The organism is Actinomyces oris (genome assembly GCF_001937445.1).
GTDB classification, from domain to species: domain Bacteria; phylum Actinomycetota; class Actinomycetes; order Actinomycetales; family Actinomycetaceae; genus Actinomyces; species Actinomyces acetigenes.
In genome coordinates this window covers 26587-51710 of sequence record NZ_MSKS01000017.1, presented here as the reverse complement: position 1 = coordinate 51710, position 25124 = coordinate 26587, and the positions used below count along the sequence as shown (strand labels likewise).

The following is a 25124-nucleotide window of genomic DNA, read 5'->3' as shown; positions in this document are numbered from 1 at the left end:
AGCAGCCTTCCGACGTCGGCGAGGTCGTACAGCACGCCGCCGGCCGCCCGCCGAACCTCGGAAGGCCGATTCCCCCTTACTCCTGCGAGCCAGGAGCCGTGGACACAACCGGCGGAGTTGACGGATCGGATCCTGAGTAGACCTTCAGGTCACGGAAATGGGGACGCAGAAGGTTCTCTGGGCTGAGAATCTCGTCAAGAACAGGCTCCTCGAGCAGCCCCATCTCCAGAACCACCTCTCGCACGCTGCGTCCTGAGCGGGCGCACTCTCGGCCCACCAGGTCGCCGTTGTGATGACCGATCACCGGGTTGAGATAGGTAACGATTCCGATCGAGTCCAGCACGTTGCGGCGACACACCTCCTCATTGGCCTCGATCCCCACGATGCACAGCTCCCGCAGAGTCGACATCCCGCGGGTGAGCAGATTGATGGACTCGAAGATAGCCTGGGCGATCACCGGTTCCATGACATTGAGCTGGAGCTGTCCCGCCTCCGCGGCGAAGGTCAGCGCCACATCGTTTCCCATGACCTTGAAGCAGACCTGGTTCACCACCTCCGGGATCACCGGATTGACCTTGGCCGGCATGATGGAGGAACCTGCCTGACGCTCAGGCAGCCTGATCTCCCCCAGCCCCGCACGAGGCCCGGAGGACAGTAGTCGCAGGTCATTGCAGATCTTGGACAGCTTCACCGCCAAGCGCTTGATCGCCGCGTGCATCGAGACATATGCGCCCGTGTCACTCGTGGCTTCCAGCAGGTCATGCGCTCCTCGAACCTCCAAACCAGTGATCTCCCGCAGATGCCCAACAACAGTGCTCTGATAGTCCGGCGGGGTGTTGAGCCCCGTGCCGATCGCCGTGGCCCCGAGGTTCACCTCCAGAAGCAGGGCGGCGTTGTTGTGAAGCCGACTGACCTCCTCCTCCAGCAGAACGGCGAAGGCCTCGAACTCCTTCCCCAGGCTCATAGGAACAGCATCCTGAAGCTGAGTACGCCCCATCTTCAGAACATTGACGAACTCCGCCCCCTTGGATCGCATCGACGCAATGAGCCGCTCGAGCTCCTCGATGAGCGAGCTGACAAGGGCGAACAGCCCCAAACGGAATCCAGTCGGGTAGGCATCGTTCGTCGACTGGGACTTGTTGACATGATCGTTGGGGTTGATGATGTCATAACGGCCCTTGGCGTATCCCAGGTACTCCAGCGCGAGGTTGGCGATCACCTCGTTGGTATTCATGTTAACGCTGGTCCCGGCACCCCCCTGGAACTGGTCGACCGGGAACTGATCAAGGCAGCGCTCGGCAAGCAGCACCTGGTCACAGGCCCACACAATCGCACCAGCAATCTCCGGGTCGATAGCCCCCAGATCACTGTTCGCTAACGCTGACGCCTTCTTCACCTGCACCATGCCGCGAACGAAGGCCTCTTCATCACCGACCACAGATCCAGAGATCTGGAAGTTCTCCATCGCACGTAGCGTATGGATTCCCCAATAGGCATCCAATGGAACTTCCCGTGCACCAAGAAGATCTTCCTCTGTGCGGGTTGCCTTCGTCATCCTGAGCCTCCGAGTTGTCTAGCTAGGCACCTGCCTGTGCGCATCCATGCTGGCATACGACGCACACATTCGGGTCATTGCAGATTCACATACCATGGCTTCCACAATGGTTACGCTATTGTAACCTGCGCAATCCGCTCCGTCTCCGCGACACACCACCCTCAGTTATCCCCGTATTTTCAACACAAACTCGTGTCGGATCACACGCCGCGCCAATCGAGAACCTACTGTCCTCAGGATATTCCAGTCGGTAGCATCCACAGTATGGATGAGTTGAGCGCTCCGGGAGTGTCTGCACTGCGACAGGCGCAGGACACAATTATTGAACACTCACTGGACCGCATCAGTTCGGCCCATGATTTCTACCGAACCCTGCCGGAGGGATCGCGCGACCAGATCGCAGCGGTGGCCCGCCTGGGCGTCACCATGTTCGTCGACTCGGCGGAGAACCCCTCGACCCCGCTGACCCCCTCCCAGATCTTCTCCGTTGCCCCTGCGGCTCTGACCGGTGTCATTACGCTGGAGCAGACCCTGGCGTTGGTGCGTACGGTCCTCGACGTCGTCGTGGACGAGGCTCCTCGTGCCGTACCCGAGGAGGACCATGACACCGTCCGCATCCTCGTCCTGACCTTCGGGCGTGACGTCGGCTTCGCCGCGGCCGAGGTGTACGCCCGGGCGGCCGAGGCCCGCGGCGCCTGGGACGCCCGGTTGGAATCCGTAGCGGTCGACGCGATGCTTCACGACGACCCCGAGGACGCCGCAACCCGAGCCGGAACTGCCGGCTGGAACGGAACCGGACCTGTGGTGGCGATCGCCGCCAAGACCACTCTGGATGCGCTCGGCGTCTCCAGGTTGCGCCACGAGTGCCGCAACCTGGCCAGCGACTGCCTGGTATCGGTACGAGGCGACTCCGTCCTCATCATCCTGGGTGACAGCCCGGCGGCTCACGCTCCAGCGTCCAAGCACTCCGGCCGGGAGGCCACCGCTGAGCAGCTGGTGGATCAGGCCGCCATGCAGGTGGCCGGCGGTCTGGGCGGGTCGGCCGTCGTCGGTCCGGTGGTTCCAGGGATCTCGCACGCGGGTCGTTCGCTGCGCTCGGCCCTGGCCGGACTACGCGCTCTGCCTGGCTGGGCCGAGGCACCAAACCCGGTTCACGCCGACGACCTTCTCCCCGAGCGGCTCCTGGCCGGCGACGAGCTCGCCTGTGAGCAGATCCTCAACCTGGTGCACGCGCCCCTGCACGAGATGGGTGATCCCTTCGAAAGCACGGTAGCCACCTACCTGGCGCTGGGTGGAAGCCTGGAGGCCACTGCCCGGAACCTGTTCGTGCACGCCAACACGGTGCGCTACCGCCTGGGCCGCGTCAGCGAGCAGGTCGGCTGGGACGCGACGAACGCCCGTGACGGCCTCATGCTGCACATGGCGATCATCGTGGGCCGACTGGCTGTCAGCCGAGAGGCCTGACGCACCGTGGGCGCGATGAGCGTCCGCATCCTCTTCTGCGCGACCGGACCGTCCGTCACCTTCGGGCTGGTCCGGTCGTGACGCTATTGACCGCGCCCCGGCCATGAGCCGCCCCCCGGTGGTGCACCGGTTCCTAAGCACCCCTTCTCATCTGGGACAATGGTCCGACCTGCGGTACCTCCGCCGGCAAACCACAACCATCATCGAGTCACAGCGCCGTCACGGATCCTGGATGCTCCGTCACGGCGCCTGAAGGAGCCACCATGGCTGAGCAGAACAACGCCGACGTCCTGTCCGTCATCACCCAGATCGTCAGCGAGGAGTCCGGCGTCGCAGCCAAGGACATCACTCGGGACACCACCTTCGCCCAGGACCTCGACGTCGACTCCCTGGGTCTGCTGACCATCGCCACCCAGGTCGAGGAGCGCTTCGGTGTGGCCCTGGACGACTCCCTCATCCCGACTCTGCCCACCGTCGGAGCCCTGGTTGACCTGGTGACCTCCAAGAAGGCCTGACGACAGACATGAGCCCGGAAACCGAGTGCCGCCCGGATGACGTCGTCGTCACCGGACTGGGAACCGTCAATCCTCTGGGCGCAGACGTTGAGTCCACCTGGAGCGCCCTGCACGAGGGCGCCTGCGCGGTTCGTACCCTTGAGCACAAGTGGGTCGAGAGCCATGACCTACCCGTGCGGATCGGCGCTCCCCTGGCAGTCGATCCTGCCGAGATACTCCCGCCCCGCCAGCTGCGCCGCCTCGACCGTGCCAGTCAGTGCGCGCTGCTGGCCGCCCGCCAGGCCTGGGAGCAGGCAGGGGCCCCGCAGGTCACCTCACAGCATCTGGCGGTGTCCGTCTCCCCGGGCATGGGGCCGGTCCTGTCGGTTATGGAGGCCTGGGACATCCTGAGGGACAAGGGGCCCCGGCGGGTTCTGCCGACGGCGGTCCCAGCGCTCATGCCCAATGCCCCTGCGGCCGCAGTCGGGATCGAGCTGGGGGCGCACGGTGGTATCCATGCTCCTGTCTCGGCCTGCGCCTCCGGGGCCGAGGCCATCGCCTACGGCGCGGACCTCATCGCTCTGGGGCGGGCCGACGTCGTCGTGGCCGGGGGCACGGATGCGGCCCTCCACCCGATGACCGTGGCCGCCTTCGGCGCGATGCGGGCCCTGTCCACGCGCAACGCCGACCCTCAGACCGCCTCACGCCCCTTCGCCCCGGACCGTGACGGCTTCGTCCTGGGTGAGGGCGCCGGGATCCTCGTCCTGGAGCGCGCTGCGCACGCCTTGGCCCGTGGCGCGCGGGTCCTGGCCGTGCTGGCGGGCACTGGGGTCACTGCCGATGCCTATGACGTCGCACGACCGGAGCCGTCGGGCACGGAGCAGGAACGAGCCCTGCGGATGGCTCTGGGGCGCGCGGGCCTTGACGCCGGTGCTGTTGGGCACGTCAACGCCCATGCCACCTCGACACCTGCCGGCGACGTCGTCGAGGCAGGTGTCCTGGCCAGGACGGTGCCGGACGCGGCCGTCAGCGCCACGAAGTCCGCCACCGGTCACCTCCTGGGCGGAGCCGGGGGGCTGGAGGCGGTGCTGACCGTCATGGCGCTGCAGGAGCGCTGGGCCCCACCCACGCTGCTGCCGGCCGGAGTGGATCCGGAGCTGGCCCGGCTCGGGCTGGACGTCGTTGGACCACAGGGCCGGGACCTGCCCAACCTGACGGCGGCGGCCAGCACCTCCTTCGGCTTCGGAGGGCACAACGTCGCCCTGGTCTTCGCCCGCCAGTAGTCGTGCTCGGGAGGGAGTCGCCATGCGGTCCCGCCTGTGACCCACCACGCTGGACCCGGCCGGTGCGGTCAGGCACAATAGCCGTGCATGCCGCGTACGTCATGACATGAGCCCGGTTGCGGGTCGAGACCGTTGGGGAAGGCGAATCTCGAAACCAACCAGGAGGCGATACTCATGATCGGTGCCTACACCCGCGGTGTACTTTTCGTGCATTCAGCACCTCGGGCGCTCTGCCCCCACATCGAGTGGGCAGCGGCCGAGGTGCTCGGTTCGCGTGTCCACCTCGACTGGACCGAGCAGCCTGCGGCTCGGGGCATGATGCGAGCCGAGACCAGCTGGGTGGGGCCCGCTGGAACGGGAGCCAGCCTTGCCTCGGCCCTGCGCGGCTGGGCGAACCTGCGATACGAGGTGACCGAGGAGGCGAGCGTCGGCACCGACGGCGGCCGCTGGTCCCACACCCCGGACCTGGGTATCTTCCACGCACAGACGGATGTTCACGGTAACGTCGTCGTCCCCGAGGACCGGATCCGTGCCGCGCTCGTCTATGCCGCCGATCCTGAGAGGATGCGCCGCGAGCTCGATCTGGCTCTGGGGCAGGCCTGGGACGATGAGCTCGAGCCCTTCCGCTACGCCGGAGCCGGCGCGCCCGTGCGCTGGCTGCACCGCGTCGGCTAGGAGCACGCCGCGCACGGAAGGCCTCATCGCCTACTGCAAACCGGGTGGGGCAACAGGTCGCAAGATCTGCTGCCCCACCCGGTCTGTATTCCTGGGGACGTTACAGTCCCTGCGCTCGCAGCTCCTTCATCGCTTTGGCCCGGTTCTTCCGGTCGAGGCGATCGAGGTAGAGGTGGCCCTCCAGGTGGTCGCACTCGTGCTGGATGCAACGAGCCATGAGCTCCTCCCCCTCGACGACGACCTCCTTGCCGTCCAGGTTCACTCCCTCCGCCCGGGCGTACCAGGCCCGCTCCGTGGGGAACCACAGACCCGGCACTGACAGACAGCCCTCCTCCCCGTCCTGGTACTCGTCCTTGGAGATCTCGACGATCTTGGGGTTGAGGACGTAGCCGATCTCGCCGTCGATGTTCCAGGAGAAGGCGCGCAGACCGATCCCGATCTGATTGGCAGCCAGGCCGGCCCGGCCGTCCTCATCGACCGTCTCGAGCAGGTCCTCGACCAGGGCCTTGACGGAGCCGTCGATGTCAGTGATCCAGTCGCACTCGGTGCGCAGGATCGGGTCGCCAATGATGCGGATGTCACGGTATGCCATGGCGGCATCCTCCCACGACCAGAGCGACAAGGTCATGTTCGGCCCCTGTCGCGATCTGGTGCTCGCCCGCCACCGGCGACATCCGGCGCAGGCCGGATGGACCCCGAGCCTGACGCATGAAAAAGGAAGAGCCCCGGCCCGATCGGCTGGGGACTCCCCTGGTGGCTCCTGCGGCTGGACTCGAACCAGCAACCGTCCGATTAACAGTCGGATGCTCTGCCATTGAGCTACGCAGGAATGCGCTTGACGCGCAGTGAACTCTAGCAACATCCCGCGGCGACGTCGAATCCGGCGAACCGGAGGAAACGTTGCTATTCCAACGGCATCCTATCGTGTGGGCAGGCCCACACCCTCGCGGACGCGGTTCTCCAGCTCTTGAAGCGCCCGGCGATCCTCCACCTCATCGACCTGTGAGATCAGGGGCCGGGTGACGGAGTACAGCTCGCCATCCCCGCCTCGACGCACGCTCGCCGTGGCCGTGGCGCCGCTGGGAAGCGTTGTCACGGCACTGTGGATGATGGCCGCCTCCACCCGCTGGCGCAGGGCCTTGGCGAAAGGGGCGACGTCTGCGGCGGCATAGGCGTCGCCACTACGGACTCCTGCCGGAACCTTCAAAACGAGGTCCTCGCGATCCTGCTGCGACCACCTCAGGGTGAAGACGCGCTCCTGCCCGTCCCAGGTCCCCTGCTCCACCTCGTCCCAGGCATGGACCTCGGGTCCGCTTCGCCCGTTGAAGACCACGAGGGCGTCGGCCGTGGCCACCGCCCATGCCGAACCGTCCGTGTCCAGGGGAACGGCTCCCAGGGCGGGTTCGCGCAGCTGCTCGCGCATCTCCAGCGGAAGCGTGGCGGTGGAGCGGGTGGATGAGCCTTGACGACGTCGCAGGATCGGCATGACCGTCAGGCTACCCGCAGCTACTCGCCCAGCGGGCCACCGGCCGGTCTCAGGTCCCCTGCCGGATCTGCATGCGGCGCTGCTCGAGGGCGGCGATCTGGGAGAACAGCTCGCGGTAGCCCTCCTCCTGGGGCGACATCCGCCGGTGGCGTGAGCGCATCTCGACGAGCCGGCGGTTGATGCCCATGACGGCCAGGGAGTCGAGCACACCCTTGGCGTAGCGCTCCAGCCCGGAGGCGTCCACCTCGGTGCCGCGTCCCCGGATGGTGGGCAGTGGCAGGGGTGCCACGGCGAGCTCGGTGATGGCGGCCTCGACCAGGCCGATGGCGCCGTCGCGTACCTGCTGGAGCCAACGCAGCGTGGCCCGGCGCCGCGCCTCCTGCTCCCCCATGCCGGCGGCCACCGCCTGCTGAACCAGCCCCGGCACCTCCGCAGTTCCTCCGGCGGCGGCGACGGCCTCGTAGACGGCCCGGTGAGTGAGCTGGCCGAAGGAGTCGGCCCCGAGCTCGTCGGCGCCGGCTTGGTGGGCCGCCACCGGGAACTGGATGATGACGGCCAGGGCCTCACGCTCGAGCTGCTCAACGGGATCGGTTACTGGCGGCAGCCCCCGCACCGGGACGGCGGCATCGGGGCCGGCGGTCTCATCGGCGGGCCACTGGCCTCCCCGTGCCGCATTGGGCTGCGCCCCCCGCCTGCTGGCGGCCTGGACTGCGGCGTGGACCTCGGCGTCGGGCAGCCCCAGCCATCCGGCCAGCCTGCGGGTGTACTCGCGCTTGAGCGCCCGGTCCCGGATGCCGGCCACCACCGGCGCCGCCGAGCGCAGCCCCCGGACCCGACCTTCGGAGGTGTCCAGGTCCAGGTGGGACAGGGAGGTGCGGATGACGAACTCGAACAACGGCACCCGCCGGGACAGCAGGCGTGGAATGCCCGGGTCCCCCTCCTTCATGCGCAGATCACAGGGATCCAGGCCGCCGGGGTCGACGGCCACGAAGGTCTGGGTGGCGAAGCGCTGGTCCTCGGCGTAGGCGCGCAGGGCGGCCTTCTGGCCGGCCGCGTCACCATCGAAGGTGAAGATGACCTCGCCTCCCCGGGCCTCGCGCCCCTGGCCGGTGACCACGCCCGCCGCAGGGTCGTCCACATCCCCCAGCAGGCGGCGCACGACCCGCACGTGGTCCGCGCCGAAGGCGGTCCCGCACGTGGCCACGGCGGTGGTCACCCCGGACAGGTGCGCAGCCATGACGTCGGTGTAGCCCTCGACTACGACGATCCGGTGGGAGCGGGCGACCTCCCGCTTGGCCAGGTCCAGCCCGTAAAGCACCTGGCTCTTGTGGAAGACGGGGGTCTCGGGGGTGTTGAGGTACTTGGGGCCCTGGTCCTCCTCCGAGAGCTTGCGCGCCCCGAAGCCGACGGTGGCTCCGGTGACGTCGCGGATGGGCCAGATGAGGCGACCACGGAAGCGGTCGTAGACGCGGCGCCCGTCCTGCCCGCCCCGGCTGCACAGACCGGAGTCGACCAGCTCAGCCTCGGTGTAGCCGGCCCCGCGCAGATACCGGGCGAGGTTGTCCCATCCGGCGGGCGCGTAGCCGACGCCGAAGTGCGCGGCGGCATGACGGTCGAAGCCGCGGGCCGTGAGGAAGTCCCGCCCCGGCTGGGCCTCCGGGGTGGCGAGCTGCTCGCGGAACCAGGCCTCGGCCAGGCGGTTGGCGTCCATGAGGCGCTGCCGAGTGCCCGGCTCCACCCCGCGCCGTACCGCACCGCCCTCCTCGTAGCGAAGCTGGACCCCGGTGCGGTCGGCGAGGTACTCGACCGCCTCGGCGAATCCGAGGTGGTGGATCTTCTCGATGAAGGTGATGACGTCTCCGCCCTCGCCGCAGCCGAAGCAGTGCCAGTAGCCGAGCTGGGGGCGGACGTGGAAGGAGGGGGTGCGTTCGTCGTGGAAGGGGCACAGCCCCTTGAGCGAGCCGACGCCGGCGCTCTTGAGGGTCACGTGCTCACCGACGACGTCCTCAAGCCTGGCGCGCTCACGCACCACCTCGATGTCCTCACGCCTGATCAGTCCCGCCACAGGGTCATCGTAGGCGAGGGCACCGACATCCTGCGCCAGGGCTTGGACGAGCTGCCCGATCAGTACAGCTAGACCTCGGAGAACATGCCGCACAGTCGGGCGTGCCAGGCCCGCGCGGAGGTGTCCGTCAGGGAGGCGATCTGGTCGACGACCACCCGCAGGCGCTCGTCGTCGTTCTCGGCCCGGTGCCAGACGTCGAGCAGAACCGGGTCGATGCCCTTCCCGCCGCCGGTCATGAGGACGTCGGCGAGGTCGAACACGAGGGTGCGCTGACGCAGGTAGACCGGCTCATGCTCCCTCGGCTCCATGACGTAGCGCACGGCAATGCCCTTGAGGAGGAGGATCTCCGCAGCCGTCTCCTCGGGGATGACGAGCTCGGCCTCGTAGCGGGTCAGAGGTCCGTTGCCGTATGTCTGGCGGGTGGCGGTGGCGACCGCTGAGACGAAGCGTCCGATGATCTCGCTGGTGAGGTTCTTCAGGTGCGCGGCGTCGGCCACGGAACCGTTGTAGGAGCGGATCCAGTAGGGCTGACCGGTCAGCCTCTCGAAAGCCGCCCCGAGGGCGTCGGCGCTCAGGTCGGTGCCGTACCAGGCCCGCGTGGCCTCGAGCAGCTCGTCAACCTCCTTGGGGTCGGTCAGGCAGGCCGGATCCAGGCGCCCCAGAGCGATGGCGTCCTCGACGTCGTGGACGGAGTAGCCGACGTCGTCGGACAGGTCCATGATCTGCGCCTCGATGCAGCGCCTGCCCTCCGGGGCCCCCTGACGCATCCAGAAGAAGATCTCGGCGTCGTCGTCGTAGACGGAGTACTTGCGCGCACTGCGCCCGCTCGGACCGCCCGGCCCCCGCCCCTTGAGCCAGGGGTACTTGGCGACGGCGTCGAGGCTGGCCCGGGTGAGATTGACACCGACCGGCCGACCGTTCCCGTCGAGGGTCTTGGGCTCCAGGCGGGTGAGGATCCGGAAGGTCTGGGCATTGCCCTCGAAGCCCCCGATCTGGCGGGCCACGACGTCGAGTGCCTTCTCCCCGTTGTGCCCGTAGGGAGGATGACCCAGGTCGTGGGACAGGCAGGCGGTATCGACGACATCGGGGTCGCATCCCAGCGCCTGCCCCAGGGCGCGCCCCACCTGCGCCACTTCCAGGGAGTGGGTGAGCCGGGTGCGCACGAAGTCGTCGGCAGACGGCCCCAGCACCTGGGTCTTGGCTCCCAGGCGCCGCAGCGCCGAGGAGTGCAGGACCCGGGCCCTGTCGCGTTCAAAAGGGGTGCGCTGAGGATTCTTCGCCTGCTCGTGAACGAAGCGCTCAACGTCCCGCAGCTGGTACCCGGATAGGCCGAAACCGCCGCTTGCGTCGATACGTACAGGCTCTGATCCAGATTTCTGCACTGACATGGTCACAAGGTAACGCAGAAGGGGGTTACGATGGACGTCACCATTCCGACACCGTCCCAGAGGAGCGCCGGTACCCGATCCCTCCAGCTTGTGGTCACCACGCATCCTCCTCATATCGATGAATCACTTCTCGGACGTCAAGTCCCCGGGCATGCGCCCGACGGAAGGGAGACACCTGCTGTGACCACCACCACGACTCTCGTTCACCGGCCCTACGACGGTCCGGAAGAGTGGTGGCGCCACGCACTGGTCTACGAGATCCCCTCACCGGACCTGGGGGCGGCCGACCTGGACCACACCGACCCCATCATCGAGCACGCCCTCTACCTGGGCATGGATGCGGTACTCATCCGTCCCAGCCTGCTCGACGTCGACACCGAGCTGGACTCGATCCGCCGATTCATCGCCAAGGCCAGTGGGCGGGGGCTGCGCACCATCGTACGCATCTCCGGAGCGCTCGGTCCGATCACGGGCCCCTACGCCAAGCAGAACACTACCTTCGTCACCGGTCTCGAACGAGCCGCTGACGATCTGCTGCGCCGTTCGGAGGCCTACCTGCAGGCCGGTGCGGCCGGGATCGACCTGGGTACGATCGTGCCTCCTCAGCTCACCAGCGAGATCCGGCTGGATCGACTCAGCACCTATTGCGCCATGCTGCACGGACAGCTGGCCGAGTACGTCGACGAGGGCATCCTCGGTGCCGACGTGACCGCCGACTACCCGGAGTCACTCCGTCATCACCTCCAGGACGACTGGGTGCACCACCTGCGCGATGACTGCCTGACGCTGACACGGTGGAACGCCGAGTCCCTCACGTCCCACCTGACCCGGTCACTGGACGAGCACGACCGCTTCGGAGCACCCCCCACCTGGCGATTCCTTCCGCCCCACATTCTCTCCGAGCACCTGGATCCGGGGGACGGACGGCGCTGGTACTCCGTTGACCACGAGGAACGGCTGCGTCGAGGGCTGGCCCTGCAGGCCATGATGCTGGCCCTGCCTGGCTCGCTCTACCTGCGTCAGGGCGACGAGATCTCCCTGACCGACTCCGACAAGCCGACCGCCCCCCTGGAGCTGGCCGACATGGTTGCTGAGCACACCCAGGTGCAGTCCTCCCAGTTCGGCTCTCCGGCTGCGACTGTGCGGCACGCGGCTCACGTGCGCCAGGAGTACAACCTGGCCTGCGCTCCCCTGGCCTTCGTCGTCGGCCTGGAGTGGTGCCCGCCCCAGACCCTCGCGTTCCTGGTGCGCGGTGTCCTGGTCGTCGTCAACACCTCCGACTCCCCCGTCACGTTGCCGGCTGAGGCCAAAGTTCTTCTGTCCTCTCAGCCCCTGCGTCAGGAGGAGGGGCGTCTACTCGTGCCCCCGACGACGACGACGTGGCTGGAGGCCACGACCGTCGCCTAGAGCACACGGGTGCAAGTTTCATCAGTCCCTTGCATTCATTGCATAGGCCAGTTAAATTATGGTGCCAGGCGAGGGACTCCTCGCTCCGGATCTGATTCGAAGGAGAATCCCTGTGGCACCCACCCGCCGATCCTTCCTGACGATGGCGGCCCTGGCCTCCACCGTGCCAACATTGGCAGCCTGCTCCGGCTCACGCAGCACTTCGGGCACGGCAGCCTCGGGGGGTGTTGCCTCGCAGGCATCTGACACCTCCGGAGACAGGTCCAACGCCGACCTGGTCATCTGGGCGGATCAGAAGAAGGCAGACTCTCTCAAGGAGATTGCCAAGACCTGGGGCAATCAGCAGGGCATCTCGGTAGCGGTCCAGACCGTCGCCAATGACTTGCAGCCCAACTTCGTCACCGCCAACCAGGCCGGTAACGGCCCCGATGTCGTCGTCGGTGCACACGACTGGATCGGCAACCTGGTGCAGAACAGCGCGATCCGGCCGGTCGTCCTGAGCCCCGAGGCCGAGTCCAACTACTCCGACATCGCGCTCAAGGCCGTCACCTACGACGGCCAGATCTACGCAACGCCCTACGCCGTCGAGTGCCTGGGCCTATTCGTCAACAAGGCACTGACCTCAGTGACCCAGCCGGCCAGCATTGAGGAGATGATCGAGGCGGGCAAGGCGGCCGGAACCGAGCTCATCCTGTCTCAGGCCATTGACGAGAAGGGCGACGCCTACAACATGGAGCCGATCTATACCGCCGCCGGCGGCTACCTGTTCGGTAAGAACCAGGACGGCTCCTACAATCCCGAGGACCTCGGTATCGGCAAGGAGGGATCCATCAAGGCCGCGGAAAAGATCCGCCAGCTCGGCCAGCAGGGAGTCCTCAGAAAGTCAGTCACAGCCGCCAACCACATTTCCTTGTTCACAGACGGCAAGGCCCCCTACCTCATCTCGGGGCCATGGGCTCTGGCGGACATCAAGAAGGCCGGCATCGACTACCAGCTCACTCGGATTCCGGGATTCAAAGATATCAAGGACAGCCAGGCCCGTCCTTTCGTGGGAGTCGACTGCTTCTATGTGGCCTCCAACGGAAAGAACAAGGCCTTCGCCGAGACCTTCGTGGCCGACGCGGCCAAGGACATGACTTTCGCGGCGGCGATGTTCCCCTCCAACGAGCTGCCTCCGGCCCAGAAGGACCTCGCGGACAAGCTCAAGACGGAGCAACCCGACATGGTCACCTTCGCGGATCTCTCCGCCAAGGCGGAGCCCATGCCCGCGATCCCCGCCATGTCCTCAGTGTGGGAACCCTTTGGACGCGCTCAGGCCAACATCGTCGCGGGCGCCGACCCTGCGAGCACCATGACAGGGGTCGGCAAGACCATCCAGGCGTCGATCAACGGTTCATAACCCGTCGCCTGCCCCGAGGCGGAACGCTTCTCCACACACCCGGTTATTCCTCATCCTGCTTTCCCACTTCTGGAAAGGACCCGCAGATAATGACGTCCGCATCCACCACCCCGAGGGAGAAGACCACGACCATCAGAGGTCTTGTCGGTCGCATTATGGTGCTCTCCCTCACGCTGGTCGCAGCGATCTACCTCGTCCCGCTTCTTATCGCCTACCGGATGTGGTTGTGGCTGGCAGTCGTCGTCATCGCCACAGGGGCCATGTTCCTGCTGTACTCGACCAGGAGATTCATACCCGCCAAGTACCTCTTCCCCGGGACGTTCTTCCTCACCGTCTTCCTCATCATCCCCATCTTGCTGACCATTCAGACCTCCTTCACCAATTTCGGAGACGGGTACCGCGGAACCAAGGAGGAGGCCATCACCTCCATCACCAACAACTCCATGGTCCGCACGGAGAACTCCCCCACCTATGGCTTGTCGGTTGCGACCGACGGCGACGTCAACAAAGGGCCCTTCTCACTGTTCCTTGTCAATCCGCAGACCAAGGAAGTGCTGCGAGGAAGTGACGGGAAGAAGCTGGAGAAGGTCGATGGCAGCACCGTGACCGTTGACAACGGCGTGGTGACCAAGGCGGAGGGGTACACGATCCTGTCCCCCAGGCAGATCAACACCGCCTACGAGGACATCAGCACCATGTCGGTTCCCTTCACGGACAAGACCACGGTCAAGGTTCAGGGCGTCAGGACCGCGTTCGAGGGAACCAAACGGATGGTCTACAACGAGTCCTCCGACACCATCACCAACACCGTCACCGGGGACGTCTACTCGATCAAGAAGGTGGGACTGTCTGAGCACTTCGTCAACGCCAAGGGCGAGAGCCTGGCCCAGTCCTGGAAACAGAACGTGGGACTGGCCAACTACTCGCGGCTCTTCACTGAGGGCAACCTGGCCTCCCAGTTCCTCAAGGCCTTCGCGTGGACCATCATCTTCGCCCTGGGATCGGTGCTTCTCACCTTCGGCCTCGGCTTCTTCCTGGCGCTGACCCTCAATGATGATCGCATCAAGGGTAAGAAGCTCTACCGCTCCTTCCTCCTGCTGCCCTATGCCGTCCCCGGCTTCATCTCGCTGCTCGTGTGGTCGAACTTCTACAACCAGGACTTCGGCCTCATCAACCGGATGCTGCACCTCAGTATCCCGTGGCTGTCCGACCCGACCATGGCCAAGGTCGCCGTCCTGCTGACCAACACGTGGATGGGCTTCCCCTACATGTTCATCGTGTGCACCGGCGCTCTGCAGTCCATCTCCGGCGACGTCAAGGAGGCGGCAAAGATGGACGGCGCCAGTGGCATGCAGGCCACATGGCGCATCATCACCCCGCTGCTCCTGGTCGCCGTCGCCCCCCTGCTGGTGAGCACCTTCGCCTTCAACTTCAACAACTTCAATGCCATCCAGCTGCTGACCGAGGGTGGACCTTTCCCGGCTGGGGAGTACACGCGAGGCGGAACCGACATCCTCATCTCCATGGTCTATCGCATTGCCTTCGGCCGTGCCGGCTCGGACTTCGGATTCGCCTCGGCCGTCTCCGTGGTCCTGTTCGCCGTCACCGGTGTCCTGGCCGCCTTGCAGTTCCGAGCCACCAAGAAGCTCGAAGACGTCAACTGACCAGCCGACCTCGGAAAGAACATCATCACCATGAGCACCTCATCGCAGTCCGTGCCCCAGTCCGCATCCAAGGGTTCCGAGGAGAGCGCCGTCGTCGAGAACCACATGCCGTTCTCACGCTGGTTCCGGGAGATCGGCTGGAGACACGTCGTCGGCGTTATCGCCCTGGTCTTCGGCGCCTTCCCCGTCCTCTACGTCATCTCCGCATCACTCAACCCCCTGGGCACGGTGGCATCCACCGGTCTGATCCCCACCAAGGTGAGTCTGGTCAACTACCAGAACCTGCTGTCCGGGGTACGGGGCCCATTCCTGCGCTGGTACCTCAACACGATCATCATCTGCACCGTGGTGGCCACCGCCCAGGTCTTCCTGTCCCTGCTGGGGGCCTACGCCTTCTCCCGGTTCCGCTTCGCCGGGCGCCGTGGAGGCCTGCTGGCCCTGCTCCTGATCATGATGTTCCCCGCGATCCTGTCCATGATCGCCATCTACACGATGATCTCCGACATCGGCCAGGTAGTCCCCTTCCTCGGCCTCAACACCCTGGCCGGCTACAGCCTGGCGCTCATGGGCGGGGCGCTGGGGCAGGTGTGGCTCATCAAGGGAACCTTCGACACGATTCCCCGCGAACTCGATGAAGCGGCCATCATCGATGGCTGCACGCACTGGCAGGTCTTCCGCATCATCCTTCTGCCCACGCTCAAGCCGATCATCGCCACCACCTTCCTGCTGGCCTTCGTGGGCGTCATCAGCGAGTTCCTCCTGGGCTCGATCATCCTGACCGACGACACTCAGAAGACGCTCGCAGTGGGGCTCTACGGCATGCTCGCCGGCGACCGCTCCAACAACCTGGGCATCTTCGCCGCCGGGGCGGTCCTCACCATGGCCCCGGTGATCGCCCTGTTCCAGTACTTGCAGCGCTACATCGTCGGAGGATCGATCTCGGGCGCGGTCAAGGGCTGATCATGGTCGGGGACCTTCGCACGTCCCCCACCCCCGTCGGCCGAAGATCAGGGACTGTCAGCGCCACATGGCCGTCACGGATTCCCACGAACGGCACATGACCTGCGATGATGGTCAGTGGAGGGACACGACGATCCAGTGTCGGTGCACGCGAATCAGCCCCTCCATCCTGACCGTTCTTCGTAGGATTCACTCATGCCACAGAGACTCACTCTCACCAACATCGCCGACCAGGCGGGTGTCTCCACAGCGACTGTCTCGCGTGTGCTCAATGGAAAGTCCAACGTGGCGGACTCGACCCGCCGGCAGGTGCTCGCTGCGCTCGACATCCTGGGCTATGAGCGTCCCGAGTCGGTGCACCAGGCCTCCCGCGGTCTCATGGGGCTGATCGTGCCCGAGCTGAGCAACCCGATCTTTCCGCTGTTCGCCCAGCAGATCGAGCAGCTCCTGGCGCCCTCCGGGCACACTCCCCTGCTGTGCACCCAGACCCCCGGCGGTATCAGCGAGGACGAGTACATCGAGATGCTCGTGGACCGCGGTGTCGCCGGTATCATCTTCGTCTCCGGCCGTCACGCGGACACCACCGGCGACGTCACCCGCTACCAGCGCCTACGTGAGCGCGGCGTGCCGCTGGTGACGGTCAACGGCAACGCGCCGACCATCAAGGCCCCGGGCTTCGCCACCGATGACCGACGGGCGACCCGGATGGCAGTCGATCACCTCATCGCCCTGGGGCACCAGCGCATCGGTCTGGCCATGGGGCCGATGCGCATGGTGCCGGCTCAGCGCAAGCGCTCCGGCTACGAGGACGCCATGAGCGAGGGCCTGTCCGAGGAGCCGCTGCGGATCGTGGAGACGCTCTACACCTACGAGGGCGGCGTCAGCGCAGCCCTTCACCTGCTGGAGCAGGGTTGCACCGGCATCGTGTGCTCCTCGGACGTCATGGCCCTGGGCGTGGTTCACGGGGTGCGCCAGACGGGAAGGTCAGTGCCTCACGACGTCTCCGTCATCGGCTACGACGACTCACCGCTCATCCCCATGACCGACCCGCCGCTGACCACGGTGCGCCAGCCCGTGGAGTCCATCTGCCGGGCGGCCGTCTCCACGCTCCTCGCACAGCTCAGCGGGCAGCGGCCGGCCGACACCGAGATGCTCTTCGCCCCCGACCTCATCGTGCGCGACTCGACCGCCGCGGCCCCCATCGACTGAGCCGCCCGCCGCTCGCAGCGGCGCCCTGGCGCGAAGCGTCCGGTCAGCGCGACCACGTGCGGGCCAGCCGGGTGCCGAGGTCCGTCAGCCGTGACTCCAGCCGGTGAGAGTCAGTCGCGTCCCAGGGCTCGGTGGCATGAGCCTCCTGCAGCCCGTAGGCGGTGGTGACGCCGGCAGCGGCCAGCTCACCGCGGCTGACGGCGCAGCGCCCGCACACCACGATGCACGGCAGCGCCTGCGAGGCGGCCTGCTGGCCGACGACGCCCACGACGCCGTCGGCCAGAACGTCGTAGAGCTCTCCCCAGGCCGCGACGACCAGGTCCTGACCGCGAACGGCATCGCTCAGAGCGAGGATCTCCGCCATGGCTCGCGCACCGGGCCGCACCCACGCACCCAGGGCCCGCAGCACCAGGGCGCTGCCCCCGCCCGCCCCGGTTCCCCAGAAAGACGCGCTCAGGCGAGCGTTCCCGGCGGAGTTCGACGCGTGCTCGGAGGCGGAGGGCCCGACGTCGTCGAGCACGGAGACGACAGGCAGGGATCTGCGTGGGCCGACGGCACCGGGATCGAGGCCCTGGGCCGCGCTGACGACTTCCATCGCGCGGGAGCAGGCGCGGCGGTCCAGCTCCTGTGCCAGCTCAGGGCTGATGGAGGTGATGCTCGTCAGGGCCGCCCCGGCGCCGTTCATGCCTCCCAGAGCGATGTCGTCAGCCAGAACGAGTCCGAGGCTGCGGCGCGACAGCAGGTCCTTGGCCACTCGCAGGCCCCCGAGCGCGTCCATGACTCCCAGGCCCCCGTCGTGAACGGCGGAGCGCGACAACCCCACCAGGAGTGTGTCCAAGGGCCCGGTACGGCTCAGGGCGGCTCCGATGACTCCTCCCAGGCCGGAGGTGTTCCCCTCCAGCGCCTCCTGGGCCGCCTCATCGGGATCGGCCGGAAGCGCCAGGAGCCGAGCGGCGTCCAGGAACCAGGTGCTTGCCTCGCCGCGGCGCCGGTTGCCGAATGGTGTCGGCTTGGGAAGCAGACGCACCAGGTCGACCTCTCTGACCTGTCCGAGCGGTCCCCGCCCCTGAATGACCTCCCGGGAGGCGACCTGCTCAGGGGCGATCACCTGGGCCGAGCCTGGTCCGCCGTCCGCCATGGGCAGCAGGGTCAGGGAGTCGTGGGGGCGCGCCTCCCGCCAGCCACGCGCCAGGCAGGAGGCGACGTGGCCCGGGGCGAGACCTGGTCCCGAGCCCGCCAGAGGCACTCCAGCGGGCTCGGGCCACAGCCCACCAGGGGCGAGAAGAACCTTCATGTGCTCGGTCTCCGGTGGCGGGCTCGGCGAGCACTGGTCGTCATGAGTCGATGGCGCCGCCCAGGCGGGCCAGGAGGAGGGCCTCGGCGACCACGATGTGCTCGAGCTCGCCCAGGTGCATGGACTCGTTCTCGCTGTGGGCCCGGGTGTCGGGGTCCTCGATCCCGGTGACGAGCACCTGGGCGTCGGGGAAGGTCTCCTTGAGGGTGGCGATGAAGGGGATGGAGCCGCCCTGTCCGATGTTGACGGCCTCGGTGTCCCAGGCCGTGGACAGGGCCCAGTGGGCGGCCTCGGAGGCGGGGGTGACCTCGGAGCCGTCGAAGGCGGGCCCGGCCTCACGGCCGGTGACGGTCAGACGGCCCCGGAAGGGCACGTGCTTCTCCAGGTGGGTGACCAGGGCCTCCTGGGCCGCGGCCGGGTCCTGCCCGGGTGCGATGCGCAGCGAGAGCCGGGCCGTGCACGACGGCGTCAGGACGTTGCCGGCCAGGTCCAGGGGCGTGACGTCCATGCCGATGAGCGTCAGGGAGGGCTTGGTCCACAGCCGGGCGGTGAGGTCACCGGTGCCGGAGAGCTCAACACCGTCAAGGACTCCGGCGTCGGCGCGGAAGTCGGCCTCCGGGTAGTCGGGGAAGTCGGCGTCGGCCTGGGACCGGCTGACCAGCCCGGCCACGGCGACGTCACCGGCCTCGTCGTGGCAGGAGGCGATCAGACGACACATGGCGGTGGCGGCGTCCAGCACGGGGCCGCCGTACTGACCGGAGTGAAGCGCGTGGTCGAGCATGTCGAGGCGGACGTCGACCTGGACGACGCCGCGCAGCGTGGTGGTCAGGGACGGGGTGCCGACCTCCCAGTTGGAGGAGTCGGCCACGACGATGACGTCGGAGGCCAGCCGGTCGCAGTGGGTGGTCAGGAAGTTCTCGAAGGAGGGGCTGCCCACCTCCTCCTCACCCTCGATGAAGACCGTCACGGAGCAGGGCAGCTCGCCGTCGGCCAGAGAGGCCAGGATGCGCAGGGCGTGGGCGTGGGTGATGACGCCGGCCTTGTCGTCAGCGGTTCCGCGTCCGAACATCCGCTCCCCGTGCCGCTCGGCGGTGAAGGGGTCGGCCTGGCCCCAGCCGGTCGGGTCGCCGACGGGCTGGACGTCGTGGTGGGAGTAGAGCAGGACGTGCGGGCTGCCGTCCGGGCCGGCCTTGTGGGCCAGGACGGCGGGCCGGCCGGGGGTCCCGTCAGGGGCGGGCACCGAGAGGATCTCGGCATCCAGACCGCTGTCGCGCAGGAGCGCGGCCACCGCCTCGGCGGAGCGCCGGACCTGGGACTGGTCGTGGCTGGAGGACGAGACCGAGGGGATCGCGACCAGGTCCGTCAGGTCGGAGACGATGGCGGGCATGGAGGTGTGCACGGCGGTGCGCACGGCATCAACGGTGATCATGGTTTTCAGGGTATCGCGCCGCTGCCGCTAGTCTTGGCACCGTGAGCCTGTTCAAGAAGCGCAGCCAGACCCCTGAGCCGGAGCCCGTGGTCGAGCCCTCCCCCAAGCCCGGCGGCAAGGGACGCCCCACGCCCCGGCGCAAGGACCAGCAGGCCAAGAACCTGCACCCGGTGGTCCCCAAGGACCGTGCGGCCGCCAAGCGGGAGGCGCGAGCGGCCCGCGAAGCCGCCTGGAAGCGCCAGAACAAGGCCATGGTCACCGGTGAGGAGAAGTACCTCCCGTCCCGGGAGAAGGGGCCGGTCAAGCGCTACATCCGCGACTACGTCGACGCGCGCTTCTGTCTGGGCGAGTACTTCATGCCCCTCGTCTTCATCCTGATCGTCATATCCTTCACGTTCACCCGCCTCCTGCCCCAGTACCCGCTTATCAGCTTCTACACAATACTGGCGATGAACGGCTACCTGCTGGCGGCGATCGCCGACGCCGTCTGGTGCTGGGCGCGCCTGCGCCGCCGCCTGACCGCGAAGTTCGGCCAGGAGCGGGTCAAGGACGAGGGGATGATCGTCTTCTACGTCATGTCGCGCTGCTTCATGCTGCGGCGCTGGCGCCGTCCCGCCGCCCTGGTCAAGCGGGGCCAGTACCCCTCCTGATCCGTTCCGGTCCGCTTTGGGACGGCCCCGGACTCCGTGGGGAGTCAGGCAGTCGTTCGAGCGGCGGAGCCGGTGGCCAGGGCCCGGTTGATGCGCCCCGGCCAGGCGGGACCGTTGTAGATGAAGGCCGTGTAGGCCTGAAGCAGGTCCGCTCCTGCGTCGAGCATGAGCTCGGCGTCCATGACGGAGGAGATGCCGCCGACACCGATGATCGTGGGCTCCTGCCCCAGCCCGCGGCGCAGACGGCGCACGACCTCCAGAGCGCGGGGAAGAAGAGGCGCGCCGGACAGGCCACCCTCCCTCAGGTCGTGGTCGATGGTCGTGTTGGTGGCCACCACCCCGTCGAGCCCCATGTCCAGGACCAGCTGCGCAACGGCGTCGATGTCCTCGTCAGCCAGGTCGGGGGCGATCTTGACCAGGAGCGGGACGTGCCGCCTGGCGGCGCGGTCGGCGGCCTCGCGCACCGCCTCGAGGATCGGGCGCAGCATCTCAACGCTCTGCAGGCTGCGCAGCCCGGGGGTGTTGGGGCTGGAGACGTTGACGACGAGGTAGTCGACCCACCGGGCCACTGCTGCGGCCGAGTAGCGGTAGTCGTCCACCGCCTCGTTAAGCGGGGTTACCTTGGTCTTGCCGATGTTCGCACCGACGACGATGGAGCGTCCTCGCGGGGTGCGGCGCAGGGCCCGCAGGCGCTTGGCGGCCTCATCCGCCCCGGAGTTGTTGAAGCCCATGCGGTTGCGTACGGCGCGCATCTGCGGGTAGCGCCACATGCGGGGCTTGTCGTTGCCGCCCTGGGGGCGGGCGGTGAACGTGCCGACCTCGATGAAGCCGAAGCCGAGCATGTCCAGGCCCTCAACGGCCTGCCCCTCCTTGTCCATCCCCGCTGCGAGTCCCAGGATGCCGGGCACGGGACGAGCGAAGGGACCGCCCTGGTTGGCCGAGGGAACGGGGAAGACCGGCCGGCGCCCCCACATCTGGCGCACCACGTCTCTGACGAGGGGAACCTTGCCGGTGACCTCGATCGCGTCCAGGCACACGTCGTGGATCAGCTCGGGGTCGATACGGGTGAGCACGGTCTTGTACAGCAGGTCGTAGAGCACGGCATCAGGCTACCCCGACCGGGTCTTCCAGGGCCCGTGCAGGCTCCCGCCATTATTCTCCTCGGTGTTCCCGCTTCGCACCGGTGACGGTGTCACGGTAGCGTGGGCGTCGTCCAAGCCTCATTGCAGGCGTGTTCTCAGAGGTGGCTAGTGTCCTTCAACCGCGATATCCAGCTCGACCCCAACCGGGTCCAGACCCGTTCCGGCGCAGGCCGGGGCGCCATGATCGGCGGCGGATCGATCCTGACCGTCATCGCCGTCGTCCTCATCTCCCAGCTCACGGGAGTGGACCTGACCTCCATGCTGGGGACGCAGCAGCAGACTGGGACGACGACGTCGACGGCCTCATCGATCGACACCTCCGTGTGCACCAGCGGGGACAGCGCCAACAAGTACACCCAGTGCCGTATGGTGGCCACCGCCGAGTCCCTTGACGCGGTGTGGACCGAGCAGCTGCCCGCCCAGGCGGGGCTCAAGTACGCCAAGCCCGAGTTCGTCCTGTGGGACGGCACCCAGATCTCCTCGGCCTGCGGCAACGCATCCTCGGCGGTGGGTCCCTTCTACTGCTCAGGGGACCGGACGGTCTACCTGGACATGAGCTTCTTCTCCGAGATGGAGCGCTCCCTGGGGGCCACTGACACGCCCTTGGCGGAGGAGTACATCGTGGCCCATGAGTTCGGCCACCATATCCAGCACCTGACCGGGCAGATGGCCAAGGCCGACCGTTCGGGCAGCGGTGCGACCTCCGACTCGGTGCGTCTGGAGCTCCAGGCGGACTGCTACGCGGGGATCTGGGTCAACCACGCCTCCTCCACCCCGGACCCGGACACCGGCAAGCCCTTCCTCAACCGCCCCAGTAGTGAGGAGATCAAGGGTGCGCTGGGCGCGGCCGAGGCCGTGGGCGACGACCACATCCAGGAGCGGGCCAGGGGGCACGTCGACTCCGACACGTGGACCCACGGCTCCTCCGAGCAGCGCGTGCGCTGGTTCACCACAGGAATGAACTCCGGTTCGATGCAGGCCTGCAACACCTTCGCCGTTGACGCCTCCCAGCTCTGAGACGAGCCGCGGCGACGCCGCTCGTCGCCCTGGCTCGTCCTGCCTCCCCGCCGATCCTCTCGGCCTGATGGGGCCCGCCGCCTTCTGCGCGGCGAGCCCCGTTTGCGTGTGACGTGGCGTCACACCCGACACTGGGCTCATGACACCCCCGTCACCAGCGACATCGCCGGTACGAGACTTCAGGAGGACACCATGACCGGGAGGGTGCTCATCATTGTCGAGTCCTGCTTCGGCAATACCCGGGCCGTCGCCGAGGCCGTTGCCGCCGGACTGATTGAGGGCGGCGCCGAGGCCCAGGTCGTTGACGTCGATGGGGCTCCGGGCGCCCTGCTGGCAGACCTGGATCTGCTCGTCCTGGGAGCTCCCACTCACAACTGGGGCCTGCCGACCGCGGCCACGCGGGCCAAGGCACGTGCGCAGGCGGAGCCGGGCAAGGTCTCCCCGGGGGTCGGCGAGTGGCTGAGGACTGCCACGGTCCCGGTCTCCACCGATGTCGTTGCCTTCGACACGGTCATCTCCAAGAGCTGGCTCAGCGGTTCAGCGGCCAAGGCGATCGCCAAGGCGTTGCAGCGTCAACAGGGGCGGCGCACGGCGTCGGTCAGGAACTTCGTGGTCGCGGCGAACAAGGGTCCGCTGGCCGCCGGCCAGGAGAGCGACGCCCGCAGTTGGGGACGCGAGCTCGCGGTCTCGCTGGGCAGCAGATAGCGGCGGGGCTCTCCGCGACACCTGCACGGACGAATACCTGAATGGTTCAGTAGTAGCGCCACTGCCGCATGTCTTGGTTGTAGACCTCGACGATCCGCGGATGCAGGAGGGTGGAGGGCTCCATGGCCTCGGTACGGGCCGGTTTGGTTCGCATGATGAACTCCAGGGTCTGCCGGTCCTGGTAGGTCAGGCCTTTGGGCAACGGCTGGCTGATGAGGTTCTGCGGCGTCTTGGTGGACAGAATGAAGCCCCACTCCCCGAAGGAGGGGATGTTGGTGGAGAAGGGCAGGATCTGTCGATCCGGCTGAGCGGCTGCAACGGTGCTGGCCACTGTGGAGAAGGCATGGGGTGAGAAGAAGGTGGAGGTGGCCTGGGTGACCATGACGCCCTCGGGTGCCAGGCGCGCCTCGATGTTCCGGTAGAACTCGGTGGAGTAGAGCTTGGCGAGCTTCTCGTTGGAGGGGTCGACCAGGTCAATGAGAACGACGTCGTAGGTCGCCTTGGAGTCCTGGACGTAGGTGAAGGCGTCGTCGTTGACGACCTTGACCCTGGGGTCGGACAGGGAGGCGTGGTTGAGGTCCTTGAGCAGGCGGTTGCTCCGCGCCAGCTCGGTGACGTCGGGGTCGATGTCCACGATGGTGATGTCCGTGACGCTGGGGTAGCGCAGGATCTCCCGGGCCAGCAGGCCGTCGCCGCCGCCGAGGACGAGGACATGGGCGGGATCCTTCACCGAGGTCATGGCACTGGCGGACAGGGTCTCGTGGTACCTGGCCTCGTCCAGGCTGGAGAACTGGAGCTGGCCGTTGAGGTACAGACGCAGGTCGTCCTGGTATTTGGTGAGGACGACCTTCTGGTAGGCGGTCTGCTGGTAGTAGACGATCGGGTCGTTGTAGGTCAGCGCCTCCACGCTGCGCTCGATGCGGTTGGCGGCTGCAAACATGCCGACAAGTGCCACGACGGCAGCAGTGGCCGCCCACAGGATCTTGCGAGGTGTGCGCACCTGGAGCAGGACGAGCAGTGCGACCAGCACGTTGAAAGCCCCGACCAGATAGGCCCCGCGCATGAGCCCGAGCTGTGGGAGGAGCACCAGGGGGAAGACCAGGGAGGCCACCAGTGACCCGAAGTAGTCGATGGCCATGACCTTGCCGAGCAGCTCACTGGTCGAGCGGCGCCCAAAGGCGGCGAAGGTCCGCACCAGCAGCGGGATCTCCAGGCCGATGAGGATGCCGATGGTCAGGCTGATGCCGCCGAAGACGACCCAGTGCAGTCGGGTGCGCCCGAAGGCCAGGTACAGCAGGAGGACGGAGTTGCCGCCGATGAGGCCCAGCAGCACCTCGCTGACACCGAAGACGACCGCCGGTGCGGTGTGGAAGCGGTTGACCAGCAGCGAGCCGATGCCCATGCCGAACAGGGTGATGCCGGTGGCCAGGCTGAAACTGAGGACGGAGTCGCCCAAGAGGTAGGAGGCGGCCGTGCCCAGGATGAGCTCGTAGATGAGTCCGCCGATCGCGGCAAGCAGGGCCGCAGTGAACAGGGCGACGTTCTCTCGTCGCCCGATTCGACCGTGGGTCATGGTTCGCCGCTCAGCTCAGGATGGTGGCGGCGATGATGATGGCGATCGCGAGCGCCGTGCCGGCGAAGGCGACCCCCAGGCCGATGTTCTGGTCCTCGATGAGCTCGCGTCTGAGGTCAAGGCGGAAGATACGGTTGACGAGCAGCGCGAACACCATGAGCAGGACCACTCCGAGCACCGCGTAGACGATGGTGCTCAGCAGTGACTGCCAGTTGAGGTCGACCGATGAGTGGCCAGCGATGGTCATGAGCGACATGTCTTCTCC

22 protein-coding genes and 1 tRNA gene are annotated in these 25124 nt (G+C 67.2%); 12 read left to right on the top strand and 11 right to left on the bottom strand.

The annotated features are described in order from the left end of the window. Nucleotides 1-76 precede the first annotated feature (76 nt). Complete coding sequence (gene aspA / locus BKH20_RS06165; protein ID WP_070661905.1) at nt 77-1555, bottom strand: aspartate ammonia-lyase; 1479 nt, start codon at nt 1553-1555, stop codon at nt 77-79. 264 nt (nt 1556-1819) lie between these two features. On the opposite strand from aspA, the gene BKH20_RS06160 reads away from it, so the two are divergent. The 4 genes from BKH20_RS06160 (at nt 1820) to BKH20_RS06145 (ending at nt 5471) form a co-directional block, all read left to right on the top strand. Next, nucleotides 1820-3019, top strand: a complete 1200-nt coding sequence (locus BKH20_RS06160) for a PucR family transcriptional regulator (protein WP_178387901.1) — start codon at nt 1820-1822, stop codon at nt 3017-3019. A gap of 263 nt (nt 3020-3282) precedes the next feature. Further along, the gene (locus BKH20_RS06155) at nt 3283-3534 is read left to right on the top strand and encodes an acyl carrier protein (protein WP_075373161.1); all 252 of its coding nucleotides are present in this window, start codon (nt 3283-3285) and stop codon (nt 3532-3534) included. Nucleotides 3535-3542: 8 nt separating this feature from the next. Next, complete coding sequence (locus BKH20_RS06150) at nt 3543-4796, top strand: beta-ketoacyl-[acyl-carrier-protein] synthase family protein (RefSeq protein WP_075390355.1); 1254 nt, start codon at nt 3543-3545, stop codon at nt 4794-4796. Nucleotides 4797-4970: 174 nt separating this feature from the next. Further along, the gene (locus BKH20_RS06145; RefSeq protein WP_003783893.1) at nt 4971-5471 is read left to right on the top strand and encodes a DUF3145 domain-containing protein; all 501 of its coding nucleotides are present in this window, start codon (nt 4971-4973) and stop codon (nt 5469-5471) included. Nucleotides 5472-5571: 100 nt separating this feature from the next. On the opposite strand, the gene def is transcribed toward BKH20_RS06145, so the two are convergent. The 5 genes from def to BKH20_RS06120 form a co-directional block, all read right to left on the bottom strand. Further along, nucleotides 5572-6063: a peptide deformylase gene (gene def / locus BKH20_RS06140; RefSeq protein WP_075390354.1), complete on the bottom strand. Its 492-nt coding sequence runs from the start codon at nt 6061-6063 to the stop codon at nt 5572-5574. Between the two features lie 162 nt (nt 6064-6225). Beyond that, nucleotides 6226-6300 (bottom strand) — tRNA-Asn (locus BKH20_RS06135). A 90-nt stretch (nt 6301-6390) separates the two neighbouring features. Continuing rightward, on the bottom strand, nt 6391-6957 hold the full coding sequence (locus BKH20_RS06130; protein WP_075390353.1) for a hypothetical protein: 567 nt from the start codon (nt 6955-6957) through the stop codon (nt 6391-6393). Nucleotides 6958-7006: 49 nt separating this feature from the next. Next, nucleotides 7007-9022 (bottom strand): DNA primase, encoded by a 2016-nt coding sequence (dnaG, locus tag BKH20_RS06125; RefSeq protein WP_075390352.1) that lies wholly within the window; start codon nt 9020-9022, stop codon nt 7007-7009. A 68-nt stretch (nt 9023-9090) separates the two neighbouring features. Beyond that, complete coding sequence (locus BKH20_RS06120; protein ID WP_075390365.1) at nt 9091-10410, bottom strand: deoxyguanosinetriphosphate triphosphohydrolase; 1320 nt, start codon at nt 10408-10410, stop codon at nt 9091-9093. A 180-nt stretch (nt 10411-10590) separates the two neighbouring features. Here BKH20_RS06120 and BKH20_RS06115 point away from each other — a divergent pair, with 180 nt between their 5' ends. From BKH20_RS06115 to BKH20_RS06095, 5 genes are all read left to right on the top strand, one after another. After that, on the top strand, nt 10591-11817 hold the full coding sequence (locus tag BKH20_RS06115; RefSeq protein WP_075390351.1) for a glycosidase: 1227 nt from the start codon (nt 10591-10593) through the stop codon (nt 11815-11817). Nucleotides 11818-11929: 112 nt separating this feature from the next. Then, nucleotides 11930-13216, top strand: coding sequence for a sugar ABC transporter substrate-binding protein (locus BKH20_RS06110; RefSeq protein WP_081381613.1), 1287 nt, complete (start codon nt 11930-11932; stop codon nt 13214-13216). Between the two features lie 89 nt (nt 13217-13305). Then, on the top strand, nt 13306-14880 hold the full coding sequence (locus BKH20_RS06105) for an ABC transporter permease subunit (RefSeq protein WP_075390350.1): 1575 nt from the start codon (nt 13306-13308) through the stop codon (nt 14878-14880). Between the two features lie 30 nt (nt 14881-14910). Beyond that, a complete protein-coding gene (locus BKH20_RS06100; protein WP_081381252.1) occupies nt 14911-15840 on the top strand; it encodes a sugar ABC transporter permease in 930 nt (309 codons plus the stop codon). Nucleotides 15841-16035: 195 nt separating this feature from the next. Next, on the top strand, nt 16036-17049 hold the full coding sequence (locus BKH20_RS06095; protein WP_070658575.1) for a LacI family DNA-binding transcriptional regulator: 1014 nt from the start codon (nt 16036-16038) through the stop codon (nt 17047-17049). 43 nt (nt 17050-17092) lie between these two features. On the opposite strand, the gene BKH20_RS06090 is transcribed toward BKH20_RS06095, so the two are convergent. Together BKH20_RS06090 and BKH20_RS06085 are read right to left on the bottom strand one after the other, a co-directional pair. Further along, nucleotides 17093-18343, bottom strand: coding sequence for a glycerate kinase (locus BKH20_RS06090; protein ID WP_070658576.1), 1251 nt, complete (start codon nt 18341-18343; stop codon nt 17093-17095). Nucleotides 18344-18383: 40 nt separating this feature from the next. Further along, nucleotides 18384-19772, bottom strand: a complete 1389-nt coding sequence (locus BKH20_RS06085; RefSeq protein ID WP_075390349.1) for a dipeptidase — start codon at nt 19770-19772, stop codon at nt 18384-18386. A gap of 41 nt (nt 19773-19813) precedes the next feature. Between BKH20_RS06085 and BKH20_RS06080 the strand changes: the two genes are divergently transcribed. After that, a complete protein-coding gene (locus tag BKH20_RS06080; protein ID WP_075390348.1) occupies nt 19814-20422 on the top strand; it encodes a DUF3043 domain-containing protein in 609 nt (202 codons plus the stop codon). A gap of 44 nt (nt 20423-20466) precedes the next feature. Here BKH20_RS06080 and BKH20_RS06075 read toward each other — a convergent pair whose 3' ends face one another. Next, nucleotides 20467-21522, bottom strand: a complete 1056-nt coding sequence (locus BKH20_RS06075; protein ID WP_075390347.1) for a quinone-dependent dihydroorotate dehydrogenase — start codon at nt 21520-21522, stop codon at nt 20467-20469. Nucleotides 21523-21672: 150 nt separating this feature from the next. Here BKH20_RS06075 and ypfJ point away from each other — a divergent pair, with 150 nt between their 5' ends. Together ypfJ and BKH20_RS06065 are read left to right on the top strand one after the other, a co-directional pair. Continuing rightward, nucleotides 21673-22581, top strand: coding sequence for a KPN_02809 family neutral zinc metallopeptidase (gene ypfJ / locus BKH20_RS06070; RefSeq protein WP_075370984.1), 909 nt, complete (start codon nt 21673-21675; stop codon nt 22579-22581). Between the two features lie 192 nt (nt 22582-22773). Next, nucleotides 22774-23286, top strand: a complete 513-nt coding sequence (locus BKH20_RS06065) for a flavodoxin domain-containing protein (protein WP_075390346.1) — start codon at nt 22774-22776, stop codon at nt 23284-23286. 46 nt (nt 23287-23332) lie between these two features. Here the strand turns inward: BKH20_RS06065 and BKH20_RS06060 are convergent, their stop codons facing one another. Both BKH20_RS06060 and BKH20_RS06055 read right to left on the bottom strand, forming a co-directional pair. Beyond that, nucleotides 23333-24859: a polyamine aminopropyltransferase gene (locus BKH20_RS06060; protein ID WP_075390345.1), complete on the bottom strand. Its 1527-nt coding sequence runs from the start codon at nt 24857-24859 to the stop codon at nt 23333-23335. A gap of 10 nt (nt 24860-24869) precedes the next feature. After that, complete coding sequence (locus tag BKH20_RS06055; protein ID WP_070658590.1) at nt 24870-25115, bottom strand: DUF350 domain-containing protein; 246 nt, start codon at nt 25113-25115, stop codon at nt 24870-24872. Nucleotides 25116-25124: the final 9 nt, after the last annotated feature.

Excerpts from the sequence above, each read along its gene's own strand:
- BKH20_RS06120 (WP_075390365.1), bottom strand. The coding sequence starts at position 10,410 with ATGTCAGTGCAGAAATCTGGATCAGAGCCTGTACGTATCGACGCAAGC.
- BKH20_RS06100 (WP_081381252.1), top strand. The coding sequence starts at position 14,911 with ATGAGCACCTCATCGCAGTCCGTGCCCCAGTCCGCATCCAAGGGTTCC.
- BKH20_RS06130 (WP_075390353.1), bottom strand. The coding sequence starts at position 6,957 with ATGCCGATCCTGCGACGTCGTCAAGGCTCATCCACCCGCTCCACCGCC.
- BKH20_RS06065 (WP_075390346.1), top strand. The coding sequence starts at position 22,774 with ATGACCGGGAGGGTGCTCATCATTGTCGAGTCCTGCTTCGGCAATACC.
- BKH20_RS06150 (WP_075390355.1), top strand. The coding sequence starts at position 3,543 with ATGAGCCCGGAAACCGAGTGCCGCCCGGATGACGTCGTCGTCACCGGA.
- BKH20_RS06095 (WP_070658575.1), top strand. The coding sequence starts at position 16,036 with ATGCCACAGAGACTCACTCTCACCAACATCGCCGACCAGGCGGGTGTC.
- BKH20_RS06060 (WP_075390345.1), bottom strand. The coding sequence starts at position 24,859 with ATGACCCACGGTCGAATCGGGCGACGAGAGAACGTCGCCCTGTTCACT.
- BKH20_RS06155 (WP_075373161.1), top strand. The coding sequence starts at position 3,283 with ATGGCTGAGCAGAACAACGCCGACGTCCTGTCCGTCATCACCCAGATC.
- def (WP_075390354.1), bottom strand. The coding sequence starts at position 6,063 with ATGGCATACCGTGACATCCGCATCATTGGCGACCCGATCCTGCGCACC.
- BKH20_RS06090 (WP_070658576.1), bottom strand. The coding sequence starts at position 18,343 with ATGAAGGTTCTTCTCGCCCCTGGTGGGCTGTGGCCCGAGCCCGCTGGA.
- BKH20_RS06105 (WP_075390350.1), top strand. The coding sequence starts at position 13,306 with ATGACGTCCGCATCCACCACCCCGAGGGAGAAGACCACGACCATCAGA.
- BKH20_RS06145 (WP_003783893.1), top strand. The coding sequence starts at position 4,971 with ATGATCGGTGCCTACACCCGCGGTGTACTTTTCGTGCATTCAGCACCT.
- BKH20_RS06085 (WP_075390349.1), bottom strand. The coding sequence starts at position 19,772 with ATGATCACCGTTGATGCCGTGCGCACCGCCGTGCACACCTCCATGCCC.
- aspA (WP_070661905.1), bottom strand. The coding sequence starts at position 1,555 with ATGACGAAGGCAACCCGCACAGAGGAAGATCTTCTTGGTGCACGGGAA.
- BKH20_RS06055 (WP_070658590.1), bottom strand. The coding sequence starts at position 25,115 with ATGTCGCTCATGACCATCGCTGGCCACTCATCGGTCGACCTCAACTGG.
- BKH20_RS06160 (WP_178387901.1), top strand. The coding sequence starts at position 1,820 with ATGGATGAGTTGAGCGCTCCGGGAGTGTCTGCACTGCGACAGGCGCAG.